The 13036-nt window shown below is 67.9% G+C and carries 10 protein-coding genes; all 10 read right to left on the bottom strand.

The features are described from left to right. Positions 1 to 35: 35 nt before the first annotated feature. Positions 36 to 1220 carry a M20 aminoacylase family protein gene (locus FPJ27_RS00885; RefSeq protein ID WP_204421072.1) on the bottom strand — a complete coding sequence of 395 codons (1185 nt, stop codon included), beginning with the start codon at positions 1218 to 1220 and terminating at the stop codon, positions 36 to 38. Between the two features lie 68 nt (positions 1221 to 1288). Then, positions 1289 to 2746 (bottom strand): aldehyde dehydrogenase family protein, encoded by a 1458-nt coding sequence (locus tag FPJ27_RS00880; protein ID WP_204421071.1) that lies wholly within the window; start codon positions 2744 to 2746, stop codon positions 1289 to 1291. Further along, positions 2743 to 4020 carry an FAD-binding oxidoreductase gene (locus tag FPJ27_RS00875; protein ID WP_204421070.1) on the bottom strand — a complete coding sequence of 426 codons (1278 nt, stop codon included), beginning with the start codon at positions 4018 to 4020 and terminating at the stop codon, positions 2743 to 2745. Before FPJ27_RS00875 ends, FPJ27_RS00880 begins: the two co-directional genes overlap by 4 nt. Before the next feature lie 133 nt (positions 4021 to 4153). Beyond that, positions 4154 to 5479, bottom strand: coding sequence for an FAD-binding oxidoreductase (locus tag FPJ27_RS00870; RefSeq protein ID WP_204421234.1), 1326 nt, complete (start codon positions 5477 to 5479; stop codon positions 4154 to 4156). 2 nt (positions 5480 to 5481) lie between these two features. Beyond that, positions 5482 to 6216 (bottom strand): cupin domain-containing protein, encoded by a 735-nt coding sequence (locus FPJ27_RS00865; protein ID WP_204421069.1) that lies wholly within the window; start codon positions 6214 to 6216, stop codon positions 5482 to 5484. A gap of 308 nt (positions 6217 to 6524) precedes the next feature. Continuing rightward, positions 6525 to 6980, bottom strand: a complete 456-nt coding sequence (locus FPJ27_RS00860) for an AraC family transcriptional regulator (RefSeq protein WP_072440665.1) — start codon at positions 6978 to 6980, stop codon at positions 6525 to 6527. 468 nt (positions 6981 to 7448) lie between these two features. Next, complete coding sequence (locus tag FPJ27_RS00855; RefSeq protein ID WP_204421068.1) at positions 7449 to 9320, bottom strand: ABC transporter ATP-binding protein; 1872 nt, start codon at positions 9318 to 9320, stop codon at positions 7449 to 7451. Next, a complete protein-coding gene (locus FPJ27_RS00850; protein WP_072440664.1) occupies positions 9320 to 10276 on the bottom strand; it encodes an ABC transporter permease in 957 nt (318 codons plus the stop codon). The genes FPJ27_RS00855 and FPJ27_RS00850 overlap by 1 nt, the downstream gene beginning before the upstream one ends. 30 nt (positions 10277 to 10306) lie before the next feature. Next, positions 10307 to 11260 carry an ABC transporter permease gene (locus tag FPJ27_RS00845; RefSeq protein WP_204421067.1) on the bottom strand — a complete coding sequence of 318 codons (954 nt, stop codon included), beginning with the start codon at positions 11258 to 11260 and terminating at the stop codon, positions 10307 to 10309. Positions 11261 to 11339: 79 nt separating this feature from the next. Then, the gene (locus FPJ27_RS00840) at positions 11340 to 12926 is read right to left on the bottom strand and encodes an ABC transporter substrate-binding protein (protein WP_204421066.1); all 1587 of its coding nucleotides are present in this window, start codon (positions 12924 to 12926) and stop codon (positions 11340 to 11342) included. Positions 12927 to 13036: the final 110 nt, after the last annotated feature.

Raw genomic sequence — 13036 nt, 5'->3', positions numbered from 1 at the left:
CGAATCTACCGGGCATGATCGATCGAACCGCCGCGTCATACGGTCGCGAAGTAATGCTGCGCCAGCGCGACCCAATACCGGACGCCGGCCGGAATGATGTCGTCGTTGAAATCGTATTTCGGGTGATGCAGAGCCGGCGCGGCCGTTCCGGCCTGCGCATTGCCGATCAGCACATACGCGCCGGGCCGCTCCTCCAGCATGAAGCCGAAATCTTCGGACGTCATGTTCGGCGGCACGTCGCGGTTAAGGCGCTCGGCGCCGAACGTCTCGCGAATGACCGCTTCGCAGAGTGCGGTCTCGGCCGGCGTGTTGACCGTCGCGGGGTAGTACTGGAAAAACTCGACGTCGACCTGCGCGCCGTAGGCACGGGCCAGCCCGTCGCACATGAGCTGGACGTCGCGCTGCAACTTCTGCTGCAATCCGGACGACAGCGTGCGGATCGTCCCGCGCAACTCGGCGCTGTCCGGAATGACATTGTCCGTCGTTCCCGCATGGAACATGCAGACGGAAACGACGGCGGGATCCACCGGATCCTTGTGCCGCGCGGCGATGGTCTGACACTGCAGCACCATCGAACACGCGAGCGGGACGGGGTCGATGCCCAGATGCGGCTGCGCCGCATGCGCGCCCTTGCCCGTTACCGTGATCCTGAAGCGGGAGCCGGCGGCCATGATCGGGCCGGTACGCAATCCGAAATGCCCGGCAGGCAAACCGGGCCAGTTGTGCATGCCGAATACCGCCTCCGTCGGATAGTGCTCGAAGAGCCCGTCGTCGATCATCTTGCGCGCGCCCGCGCCGCCCTCTTCGCCGGGCTGAAACACGAAATGAACCGTGCCCGGCAACGGCGGCAGCGCCTTCAGGATGCGCGCGGCCCCCAGCAACATCACGGTATGCCCGTCATGCCCGCACGCGTGCATGATCCCCTGCGCGCCCGATGCGTGCGCAAAGTCGTTGGTTTCCTGGATCGGCAATGCATCCAGATCGGCGCGGAGCACGATGCCGCGGCCCGGATCGGCACCGGGCAGGCTCGCGACGACGCCCGTGCCGCCGAGCCCGCGCGACACCGCATAGCCGAGATCCTCGAGCTCGCGGGCGACGACGTCGGCCGTCCTGTGCTCTTCGAAGCGCAACTCGGGATGCGCATGCAGATCGCGGCGCAATGCCGCCCAGTGCGCGTGATGGGCTTTCAGCGACGCGTCGGGGATCACGGGGTTTTCCAATTTCGGCACCTTTACAAGGCAAGCGGATTCAAATCAGGACTGCCGCCGCATCGCGCGCAGCAGCGGCTTCAATCATGAAAACCCAGGATCGACTTGATTTCCATGTACTCTTCCATGCCTTCGATCCCGTACTCGCGACCGTTCCCCGACTGCTTGTAGCCGCCGAACGGAGCCTGCGGGTCCCATGCCGGGTAGTTCAGATGCACCTGACCCGACCGGATGCGCGCGGCCACCGCGTGCACGCGCTCCATGTCGGTACCCTGCACATGTGCGCCGAGCCCGTAAACCGTGTCGTTCGCGATCGCGACGGCTTCCTCGACGGTGTCGTAAGGAAGGATGGCGAGAACCGGACCGAAGATCTCCTGCCGCGCGATCGTCATGTCGGTGCGGACCTCGGAAAAGACGGTCGGCCGCGCATAAAAGCCTCGATCGAAACCCGCGGGCCGGCCGGGCCCGCCGGCGATGAGCTTCGCCCGTTCGTCGATGCCCGCGTCGATCATCTGCCCGACGCGATCGAACTGCGCGCGATTGGCCAGCGGGCCGTGCGTCGTCGCTTCGGCGAACGGATCGCCGACGACCATCCGTTCCGTTGCCGCGACGGCCAGTTCCTCGACTCGGCCCAGAACGCCGCGCGGAACGATCAGACGGGTCGGCGCGCTGCACGACTGGCCCATGTTCCGGAACGCGGCGGCCACGCCCGGCGCGACGGCACGCGACAGGTCCGCATCGGGCAACACGATGTTCGGCGACTTGCCGCCCAGCTCCTGCGCGACGCGCTTGACGGTCGGCGCCGCCGCTTGCGCGACCAGTACGCCCGCACGCGTCGACCCCGTGATCGAAACCATGTCGACTTCCGGGTGCGACGCGAGCGCCGCGCCCACTTCCGTGCCGCTGCCGCTCACCAGGTTGAATACGCCCGCGGGCACGCCCGCATCGGCGATCACTTCCGCAAACAGCAACGCGCTGAGCGGCGACAGCTCGCTCGGTTTCAGGACCACCGTGCAGCCTGCCGCGAGCGCGGGGCCGACCTTCGCGGTAATTTGATAGATCGGCCAGTTCCACGGCGTGATCAGCGCGCACACGCCGATCGGCTCGCGCACGACCGCGGTCGTCCCCCGCCGCGTGACGAACGGGTAGCTCGCCAGGTTATCGCGCGCGACCCGGACATGTTCGGCCGCGAGCGGCACATGGGCACCGCGCGCATAGCTGATCGGCGCGCCCATTTCCATCGCGAGCGCGGCGGCGAACAGTTCGGCGCGCTCCAGGATCAGCGCATGAATGCGGTCGAGCAGCGCGGCGCGTTGCTGCGGCGACGTCGCGGCCCAGCGTTCGAAAGCATCGCGCGCGGCCCGCACCGCGCGGTCGGCGTCGCGTGCGTTGCCGAGCGGGATGTCGCAGAGCGTGTCTTCGGTGGACGGGCAGACGACCGCGAACCGGTCGCCGCCGTCGGGCATGACCCAGTCTCCGTCGATGAAGAACCGGTCCAGCCTTCCGGCTTGCATCAGGTGACGCACAGGTGAATTCATTGCAGGGTGTCCTTGAGTCGGTACCACGCGCCCACGAACGGCAAAAACCATGGTTTGCCGAAGTGGCCGGGAATGGCGGGCCAGTCGAAGTTTTTCCACGGGTTGAGATCGGCTCGCCCGTCCATGATCTCCGCCATCAGCGTGCCCATCAGCGTGGCCATGTGCGTGCCGTGGCCGCTATAGCCCATCGAGTAGTAAACGCCTTGTCGCTGGCCCGCGCGCGGCAGGCGGTTGGCCGTCATGTCGACCATGCCGCCCCAGCAATAGTCGATGCGCACGCCGGCCAGCTCGGGAAACACGCCGGCCATCTGTTGTCGCAGGATCAGCCCGCTCTTTTCGTCCGAACGGGGGTTCGACGCCGCGAAACGCGCCCGCCCGCCGAACAGCATCCGGTTGTCGGGCGTGACGCGAAAGAAATTGACGAAGTTCTTCGTGTCGGTGACCATCCGGCGAGTCGGCAGCAACCGGTCCAGGAGCTCGCGCGGCAAAGGCTCGGTGACGATGATGAACGCGCCGACCGGCACGATCCTGCGCCGGATCCAGCCGAACGGCCCCACCTGCGAAATGCCGCTCGCGAGCAGCACCTGGCGCGCACGAATCTCGCCGAGCGGCGTATGCACCGCGTATGCACCGCCCGCCTCCCGCTTCAAGCCGAGCACGGGCGCATGCTCCAGAATGTGCGCGCCGCGCGCCTGCGCGGCGTTCGCCAGACCGCGCACATAGCGGCCGACGTGCATCCCGGCGCTCTTCGCGAAGATCAACCCGCCGTGATAACGGTTCGAGCCGATCTCGTCGCGCAGTTCCGCCTTCGTCACCACGCGCGTGTCGGGGTCCACGCTCGCGGCGAGCAGCGCCTGACTTCGCACCAGCTTGTCGTAGTGCTCCGGCTTCGCCGCGAGCTTGAGCTTGCCGCGGCGCGCGAAATCGCAGTCGATCGACTCCTCCGCGACCAGCCGCTCGACCGTGTCGACACCCGCATCGAACGCGAGATACAACCGGTTGGCCAGTTCGGTGCCGATGCGCTGCGACAGTGACGCGTAATCCTGCGCGAAGCCGTTGTTGCACATGCCGCCGTTGCGCCCCGACGCCGCCTGCCCCACGGTGCCCGCTTCGCAGACGACGACCCGTGCGCCTTTTTTCGACAGCGCCAGCGCAGCCGCCGAGCCCGTGATCCCGCCGCCCACCACGACCACGTCGCAACTTCCGTCAGGCAGCTCCAGCGAGCTGCCCGCGAATGGCTCGGACGTATCGAGCCAGTAGGAACTGAAACGCATCACACACTCCAAAGCTGACGTGCCAGACCGGAAAGCCGGCGGACATTCGCCGCACCGATCCTGCCGGCCGCGCGATCCGAACCGAAGCGCATCGTTCAAACGCCGCCACCGCCTTCCGCGTCACGGCCGTCAACTAAAAATCGGCGACCTTGCCCCACGCGGAATCGCCGAATCGGCCGGGCCGATACGGCAGCGGGTCCACGATCGGTTGCGCACCGGTGGCGAGATCCGCGATCAAGTGGCCTGCGCCCGGGCCGATGCCGAAGCCGTGCCCGGAAAAGCCGGCGGCCAGGATCAATCCCGGCAGGCCCGGCACTTCGCCGATACCCGGGACGCCGTCCGGCGTGCTGTCGACAAACCCGGCCCATGCGTGCGTGATCGTGGCTTCGCGAAGTTCGGGCAGCAGTTCGACGGCACGGCGGTACGTTTCGGTGACGGTCGGCATATCGGGTTTCGGATCGAGAATTCGCACCCTCTCCATCGGTGTCGGCGCATCGAGCCGCCACCGCTTCAGCGTTTCGTGGCCGCCGCGCATGCCTTCGAGGCCGCCCGGAAGAAGGCTGCGCCAGCGCTTCGCGAACATCGGCACGAAATACGGCGCGAATCGCAGGAACTGCGGCGTCACGTCCACGCGCGCGCGGCCGCTGATGGCCAGTGCGTAGCGTCCGTCGCTGCGGCGCGTAATGGACACGCCGGAGGTATACAGCGCATCCGGCAAGCGCTGTTCGACCGGCGACACGCTCAGGATCGACTGGCGGATCGACGCCTGGGGAAACCGGATGCCGAGCTGGCGGCAGAACGACGACGCCCACGCGCCGCCGGCGAGCACGGCCGTCCTGGTCTTGATCACCCCGGCTTCCGTGACGACGCCGGAAACGCGCCCGCCCTCGCGTTCGATGCCGCGGGCCGCGCACTGCTGGATGACGCTGCCGCCGAGCTTCATCAGTGCAGCGGCCACGGCCGGCGCGGCCTTCGCCGGATCGGCGGTGCCGTCGGTCGGCGAAAAGACGCCGCCCTTCCACGAGCGCCCGGTGGGCTGCCCGCGCTCGCTCGCCTGCCGGCTGTCGAGCATGTAGGTCGTCACGCCCGCGGTCTTGGCGAACTCGCCCCAACTGGACCAACGCGACAATTCGGCTTCGTCATTGCTCAGATACAACAGCCCGCAACGATGAAAACCGGTGTCTTCACCGGATTCGGCGGCAAATCGTTCCCAGAGATCGAGGCTCTTGCTTGCCATCGGCAACTCGCGCTCGTCGCGGTTTTGCTGTCGGCACCAGCCCCAGTTGCGGCTCGACTGCTCCGCTCCGATCCTGCCCTTCTCGACCAGCGCGACCGACACCCCGCGCCGGGCCAGGTAGTAGGCGGTAAAGACGCCGATGATCCCGCCTCCGATCACGACGACGTCGGCCGCGGCCGGCAGCGTGGGCGAAGTTTGTATGTGCTGCAGTGGAGGTGACATGATCAATGTTGCTCGGTTGAAACCTGGACGTTTTGCACGACGTAGAACTTCGCCACGCGATCGCTGCTTTCCCACCCGACCGGTGCGCCCCGCGGCACGAAAAGCGCGTCGCCGGCGCCGAGCGACAGCACGCTGCCGTCAGGCGCGGCGAAGCGTACGCTGCCGGCCAGCAGTTGCATGAACTCGTTCACGCGATGCGGGCGAACGATCCGATGATACGGCGTCGAATCCCACGTACCCGCGCAGTAATCCGCGCCGTCGTCGACGAAGACGTTGTCGCTGCGGCATTGCGGAGCGGGACCGAGCAGCACGTCGGCCGGCAGCGATGCGGACGGCTTGAAGTCGGCGTCGGCGCGCAGCGCGAAGAGGCCGCGCTTCGTCGGGTTCGTGCAAGCCGCCGCGCAGAACATGAAAAGCACGGGCGATGCCGCGCTGACGCGAACCGTCGTGCCGCTGCCGATGACCGCCCCTGCTTGCGGGCCGAGCACCAACGGCGCCGCTCCGGGCACTTCGAGCGTCAGCTCGCCTGCCACGACGACGATGGTTTCAATGTGCGGAAAGCTCGGTACGTCGAGTTCGCCGACGAAGCCGATACGGCCCGCGGCCATCGAGTCGGGGCCTTCCCATGCGATTTCACGATGTGGCCCGAACGGGTCGTTCTCGCCGAACGGCTTCCTGCGGAAAACAGTCGACAAAGGCGTGCCGTCGGCACGGTGCAACACGAACGCTACGGTCATTTCTGCTCCTGCGCATGGCGCGACGATCTTGTTGAGTGTCCTGGGGCGGTCCCGGAAATCGTCGTTCTCGCGACTTCGCATCCGGTAACCGTCAGGAGTATTGATTTGTTCGATAACGCGTATTCGTTGCGAAATAATTGAATCGCGCCGCTGGTGGTTCGTGCCTCCAATTATGCGGTGCAGGTCTTCCCGATTGATTAACCTCCAGCAAAGCGATCGTTAAGCACGGTTTAATGACCACGCCATGGCCGGCAGGCGTCTTCACCGGGCAGCCAGGGCCGGTCGCAACCGCGTGCCCGCGCTTGCGCTTACGCGGCGTGACAGGACGCGTCCCGGCGTTCGGCGCGCGTACGCATCGACGTGGTTCGCCCCGGCGCCCCACCCGAGCGCGCGCTCACGTAATCGCGCGGCGTAATCCCGAGCACCCGCCGGAAATGCCGGCACAGATGACTCTGGTCGAAGAACCCGACCTCGGTCGCCACGACCGACGGCGCCACGCCGCCGCGCAGCAAGTCCTGCGCTCGCCGAACCCGTACCAGACACAGATACCGATGCGGCGACAGCCCGATTTCGCTGCGAAAACGCGCGGTGAAACGCGACACGCTCAACCCGGCCACCGCCGCGAGCGTATCGAGATTCAGCGGCTGCGCGAACGACGCATCGATCGTGCGCAGCACGTCGTCGATGGCCGTCGATACGGGGCGCCCGACGCCGGCAGCGCGGAGCACCGCACTTTCGACCGGCTCGTGGAACAGATCGACCATGTTCGCCGTCCTCATGCGGCCGCCCGCGCGATAGTGGCCGGCGCGACGAAGCGCGCGATCGCGAACGGCTCGATCGGCGTGCCGGCCGCGCCGGTGTCGATCAACCGCGCCATGGTGCCGCCGACGCCGGGTGCGAACCGGGAGCGATGTTCGCGGACCCCGAACGCACGATAGAGGCGACGGCCACGTCGGCCCGCCCTTCGGCGGGCCCTTCACGGCCGGCGCGACACGCGCGGCGAATATCCAGCCAGTACGATTCGGGTTTCATCGGATCCTTTCCAAGCCTTCCGGCGACGACGATCGGCGATCGCTCGTTGAAAACCATTTAATCACCATCAAGAAGCGCAGTTGCCGCGTATTCGGGTACGGCGCACGCACAATCCACCGTTTTTCGCGACCGCCGCGGCAGCCTGTGCGGAAAGCCGATCGCCGGCGCACGCGAGCACGGAAAACGAACCGTGCGACACGCTACAGGCGCACCGGCTGCACCGGCGGGACGACCGCCGCCGGCTCCGCCTGGAAGCGCGTCAGGTCGTCCTCGCTGCGATGGCACAGCACCTGTGCGCCGTTGTCGAGGGTGCGCAGCACGGGTGCCGTTTGATTGCATACGCCGTCGATCCGCATCGGGCAGCGCGACAGGAACGGGCACAGCCCGGTGTTGTCCGCGCTCGCACCGATCGGCACCAGCGGCCGGTGGCAACGCTCGGCCGCATCGTCGAGCCAGCCCGCGCGCAGTTCCGGCGCCGACGACACGAGCAGGTGCGAGTACGGGTGATAAGGCGGCGCGCACAGCGCGTCGCGGCTACCCGTCTCGACGCGGCGGCCCGCGTACAGCACGACGATGTCGTCGCTGATCGCGCGCACCTTGGCGATGTCATGCGTGATGAACACGTACGACACGCCGAGTTTAGCCTGCAGTTCGCGCAGCAAGTCCATGATCGCGGCGCCGACCACGGTATCGAGCGCCGACGTCACTTCGTCGCACAGGATCAGGTCGGGCTCCGCCGCGAGTGCGCGCGCGAGGTTCACGCGCTGCTTCTGCCCGCCGGACAGCTCGCCGGTGCGCCGCCCCGCGACCGCCGGCGGCAGCCGCACGAGTTCGAGCAGCTCCGCGACGCGCTGCCGCGCACGCGCGCCCTTGATCCCGTGATAGAACGCGAGCGGCCGCGCGAGCGTGCGCTCGACGGTATGCACCGGATTGAGCGCGGTATCCGCGTTCTGGAACACGATCTGCACGCGGCGATGCTGCTCCTTCGTGCGCTTGCCGATATCGAGCGCGAGCGGCTCGCCGTCGAGCAGGATCTGCCCGCCGTTGGCCGGCACGAGGCCCGCGATCACCTTCGCGAGCGTCGTCTTGCCCGAGCCCGATTCGCCGATCACGCCGACCGTCTGCCCGCGCCCGATGCGCAGGTCCACTTCGTGCAGGATCACTTTCGCCGGCAGGCCCTTCGCGGTGCGGGCGCCGTATCCGGCGACCGCGCCGCGCACGTCGAGCAACGGCGCAGGCGCGGCGGCCGCGGGTTTCGCGTCGCGTTCGGCGCCGTTCGGCGTGACCGCCGCGATCAGGCTCTGCGTGTACGGGTGCGCGGGCGCATGCAGGATCTGTTCGGTATCGCCCGCCTCGCGGATCACGCCGTCGCTCAGCACGACGATCCGGTCGGCCATCTGCGCGACGACCGCGAGATCGTGCGACACGTATACCGCGCTCATGCCGTAGCGCCGGATCACGCTCTTGAACGCCTGCAGCACGTCGATCTGCGTGGTCACGTCGAGCGCCGTGGTCGGCTCGTCGAGGATCACCAGTTCCGGATCGGTGATCAGCGCCATCGCCGCCATCAGCCGCTGCAACTGGCCGCCCGACACCTGGTGCGGATAGCGCTTGCCGATCGTTTCCGGCTCCGGCAGCGCGAGCGCGCGGAACAGCTCGACCGCCTTCGCCTGCGCGTCGCGCTTCGACATCGTCCGGTGAATCAGCGCGCTCTCGATCACCTGGTCGAGGATCGTGCGCGACGGGTTGAACGCGGCGGCCGCGCTCTGCGCGATGTACGCGACCTTGCGGCCGCGCAGCGCGGTCAGCGCCGGCGCGGACAGCGCGCATACGTCGGTGCCGGCGAGCATCACCGAGCCGCCCGCGATCCGGCAGCCGGCGCGCGCATGGCCCATCAACGCCAGCGCGATCGTCGTCTTGCCGGAGCCGGACTCGCCGATCAGCGCGAGCACCTCGCCGCGCTGGATCTCGAAGTCGACGCCGTGGACGATCGTCGTTTCCGCGCCGCCCGGGCGGCCGCCGACGACACGCAGCCCGCTGACCTCGACGAGCGGAGTCGATTCATGTCGCATCAGTGTTCTCCCGCGGCGGCGGCCGCGCCCTTGCGGCGGCCGCGATGCGGCAGGCCGTCGATCAACAGGTTGACGCCCACCGTCAGGATCGCGATCGCGACCGCGGGCATGATCGCGACGGCCGAGCCATCGCCGAGGCTCGCGATGTTCTCGCGCACGAGCGAGCCAAGGTCCGCGTACGGCGGCTGCACGCCGAGCCCGAGAAAGCTCAGGCCGCTCAGCAGCAGCACGACGAATGTGAAGCGCAGCCCCGTGTCGGCGAGCATCGGGTGAATCATGTTCGGCAGCATCTCGACGCACGCGATGTACAGCGCGCTCTCGCCGCGTGCCCGCGCCACCTGCACGAATTCGAGCGTGCTGATGTTCACGGCCAGCGCGCGCGCGATCCGGTACGAGCCCGGCATGTAGCTGACCGCGGCGGTCAGGATCAGCAGCGGCAGCGACGAGCCGAACGCGGCGACGAACATCAGCGCGAACATCTTCGACGGAATCGACGTGAGCGCGTCGAGCAGCCGGCTCATCGTCTCGTCCACCGCGCGGCCCGACACCGTCGCGAGCAGCCCGAGCGTCGTGCCGGTCAGTGCGGCGAGCAGCACCGCCGCGAGCGCGAGCAGCACGGTCAGCCGCGTGCCGTACAGGATCCGGCTCAGCATGTCGCGGCCGAGGAAGTCGGAGCCGAACGGCAGCTTCGCGCTGAACGGCGCGAACACGTCGGGCGTCACGATCGAGCCGACGTCGTGCGGTGCGAGCAGCGGCGCGAACACCGCGACGAACAGCATCAGGCCGGCCATCGACAGGCCGATCCAGCCGCCGGTGGTCAGTGCCGGGCGCATCGCGCGGCGCTTGCGCGGCTGCTCGGGGGACGGTGCGGCAGGCGGCGTGTCGCCCCACGACGGGCGCGGATCGCCGGGCGGCGGCAGCGCGCTGCTGCGTTGTACGGGTTCGGTCGGGTGCATGTTCGGCATCTCGGGAGAAGGACGGGACGCTCAGGTCCGCAGTCGCGGGTTCGACACGATCGAACACAGGTCGGCGAACAGCACGAGCGTCAGGTACGCGACGCAGAAGATCAGCGTGCACGCCTGGACCAGCGGGAAGTCGCGGTTGCCGACCGCATCGACCATCAGGCTGGCGAGGCCCGGATAGTTGAAGATCGTCTCGACGACGATCACGCCGCCGAGCAGATACGACAGGCTCAGTGCGACCGCATTGGCAATCGGCCCGATCGCGTTCGGCAGCGCATGGCGCAGCACGACGCGCGCGGGGCTCGCGCCCTTGAGCACGGCCATCTCGACATACGACGCGCTCAGTTGCTCGATCACCGCGGCGCGCGTCATCCGCGCCATCTGCGCGATCACGACCGCGCACAGCGTGAGCACCGGCATCGCATACGCGCGCAGGAAATCGTGGACGCTTTCGATCGGGCCGCTGTACGACAGCGCGGACAGCCAGTGCAGCTTCACGGCCAGCACGAGCACGGCGACCGTCGCGATCAGGAATTCCGGCGTCGCGACGAGCGACAGCGTGCCGAGGCTGATCACGCGATCGACCACCGACTCGCGCTTGACCGCCGCGAGTATCCCGAGCAGCAGCGCGATCGGCACCGATACGGCGGTCGTGATCGCCGCGAGCGCGAGCGACTTCGGCAGGCGCCCGCCGATCATGTCCGACACCGGCATGTCGCCGGACAGCGAGCGGCCGAAATCGCCGTGCAGCAGCCCGGTGAGCCAGTGCACGTAGCGCACGTGCGCCGGCATGTCGAGGCCGAACTGCTGGCGCAGCGCGGCGATCGTTTCCGGCGTCGCCGACTGGCCGAGCGCGGCCTGCGCGGCATCGCCCGGCAGCAGATTCGTGATCGTGAAGATGATCGCGGACACGATCAGCAACGTCAGCGCGGTGACCGCGATGCGCCGGCCGATCAGCCCGATGAGGATTCGGTTCATGCAGCGGCACTCCCGGAAAGGCCGCGCGCGGCCGGGGCGGTGGCCCGCACCGGCCGCGCGGCGGCGGCAGGCGACGGCGTCAGGCGTTCCACCATACGTGTTCGGCGAACATGCCGCCCATCATCGGGCCGGTCGGAATCGAGCCGAGGCCCGCGAGCCGCTTGTCGTACCCGTCGAGGAAACTGATGAACGCGGGGATGCCGACCCTGCCCTGCTGCGCGACGATCGCCTGCATTTCGCCGTACATCTGCTTGCGCTTCGCATCGTCGGTCTCCGAACGCGCGGCGAGCAGCAACTGGTCGAACTTCGCATTCTTCCAGCCCGACTCGTTCCACGGTGCGTCCGACTTGAAGAACTGCGTGAACAGCACGTCGGCGCTCGAACGCGGGTTGATGTTGCCGAAGCCGAGCGGGTGCTTCATCCAGTGGTTCGACCAGTAGCCGTCGGGCGACACGCGGTTCACCTGCAGGTTCAGCCCGATCTTCTGGCCGGCCTGCTGCAGCAGCACGGCCATTTCGATCGACCCGTTCGCGTCGGACGTCGCATAGACCGGCGGCAGCGCGACGCCGAGCGCGCCCGCCTTGCGGAACAGGAACTTGGCCTTGTCCGGATCGTACGACCGTTGCGGCAGCGACGCGTTGAAGTAGCGATGGCCCGGCGGAATCGGCTGGTCGTTGCCGATCACCGCGTAGCCGCGAAACACGGCCGAACGGATCTGCTCGCGATCGAACAGGTACTTCATCCCTTCGACGAAATCGGGGTTCGCGGTCAGCGGGCTTTCGCTGCGCATGATGAGGTCGGTATAGAGCCCCGACTTGGTTTCCTTCAGCGCATAGCCGGGCGTCGACGCGACGCGCTGCGTCGAGCGCGGATCGATCGCGTTGATCAGGTGCACGTCGCCGGACAGCAGCGCGTTCAGGCGCGCGGCGCTGTCGCTGATGCCGATCAGCTCGATCTCGTCGAGATACGGCATCCCGGGCTTGAAGTAGCTGTCGTTGCGCACGCCGACCGTCGACACGCCCGGCTTGAACGCCTTCAGCTTGTATGGGCCGCAGCCGATGCCGGTCGTGAAGTCGGTCGTGCCGTCCTTGACGATCACGAGTTGCGGCGTCGCGAGGATCACCGGCAGATCGGCGTTCGCGCTCGTGAGCGTCAGCGTGACTTCGTCCGGGCCGGTCGCCTTCGCGTCGGCGAACTGGTCGGCGAGCGGCTTGACCTTCGATGCGGTCGCCGCGTTCTTGTGGCGCATCAGCGAGAACACGACGTCGGCCGGCCCGACCGGTTTCCCGTCGTGGAACGTGACGCCCTTGCGCAGCTTGACGATCCAGGTCTTCGCATCGGTCGTCTGCAGCGACTCGGCGAGATTCATCTGCGGCGTCAGGCTCGCATCGAGCTGCGTGAGGCCGCTGTAGAACATGAAGAAGCGGACGTAGTCGGCGCCCGTCGAGCCCTTGGCCGGGTCGAGCGTATCGGCCGTCGAGCTGGATTCGTTGGCCACGCGGATCTTGCCGCCGCGCTTCGGCGCGGGCGCGGCGAACGCCGGCTGCGTGCCCATCAGCAGTCCGCCGGCGCCGGTGGCCATCATGCCGCCCGCCGCCATGATCCGCATCATGTCGCGGCGCGTGAAGCCGCGGTGATCTCCGCCGTTGTCGATATCGTCGCTCATCCGAACTGCTCCTGACTGTGGAAAGTGGGTCCTGGGGTCCAGCGTGGTTCGTGGTTCCCGTCGCGCCCGCCTGCTGGTAGCAAGTGCAACGTCTTACGCATTGAGTTCAT

The sequence above is a fragment of the Burkholderia sp. MS455 genome (assembly GCF_016899445.1).
In the GTDB taxonomy this organism is placed as follows: domain Bacteria; phylum Pseudomonadota; class Gammaproteobacteria; order Burkholderiales; family Burkholderiaceae; genus Burkholderia; species Burkholderia pyrrocinia_C.
Note: the sequence above shows the minus strand (reverse complement) of the source record. Positions and strands in the feature narration are given on the sequence as shown.

What these genes read in the sequence shown, in the direction of transcription:
- FPJ27_RS00880 (WP_204421071.1), bottom strand. Translation starts at nt 2,746, where the DNA reads ATGAATTCACCTGTGCGTCACCTGATGCAAGCCGGAAGGCTGGACCGG.
- FPJ27_RS00875 (WP_204421070.1), bottom strand. Translation starts at nt 4,020, where the DNA reads ATGCGTTTCAGTTCCTACTGGCTCGATACGTCCGAGCCATTCGCGGGC.
- FPJ27_RS00870 (WP_204421234.1), bottom strand. Translation starts at nt 5,479, where the DNA reads ATGTCACCTCCACTGCAGCACATACAAACTTCGCCCACGCTGCCGGCC.
- FPJ27_RS00865 (WP_204421069.1), bottom strand. Translation starts at nt 6,216, where the DNA reads ATGACCGTAGCGTTCGTGTTGCACCGTGCCGACGGCACGCCTTTGTCG.
- FPJ27_RS00860 (WP_072440665.1), bottom strand. Translation starts at nt 6,980, where the DNA reads ATGGTCGATCTGTTCCACGAGCCGGTCGAAAGTGCGGTGCTCCGCGCT.
- FPJ27_RS00855 (WP_204421068.1), bottom strand. Translation starts at nt 9,320, where the DNA reads ATGCGACATGAATCGACTCCGCTCGTCGAGGTCAGCGGGCTGCGTGTC.
- FPJ27_RS00850 (WP_072440664.1), bottom strand. Translation starts at nt 10,276, where the DNA reads ATGCACCCGACCGAACCCGTACAACGCAGCAGCGCGCTGCCGCCGCCC.
- FPJ27_RS00845 (WP_204421067.1), bottom strand. Translation starts at nt 11,260, where the DNA reads ATGAACCGAATCCTCATCGGGCTGATCGGCCGGCGCATCGCGGTCACC.
- FPJ27_RS00840 (WP_204421066.1), bottom strand. Translation starts at nt 12,926, where the DNA reads ATGAGCGACGATATCGACAACGGCGGAGATCACCGCGGCTTCACGCGC.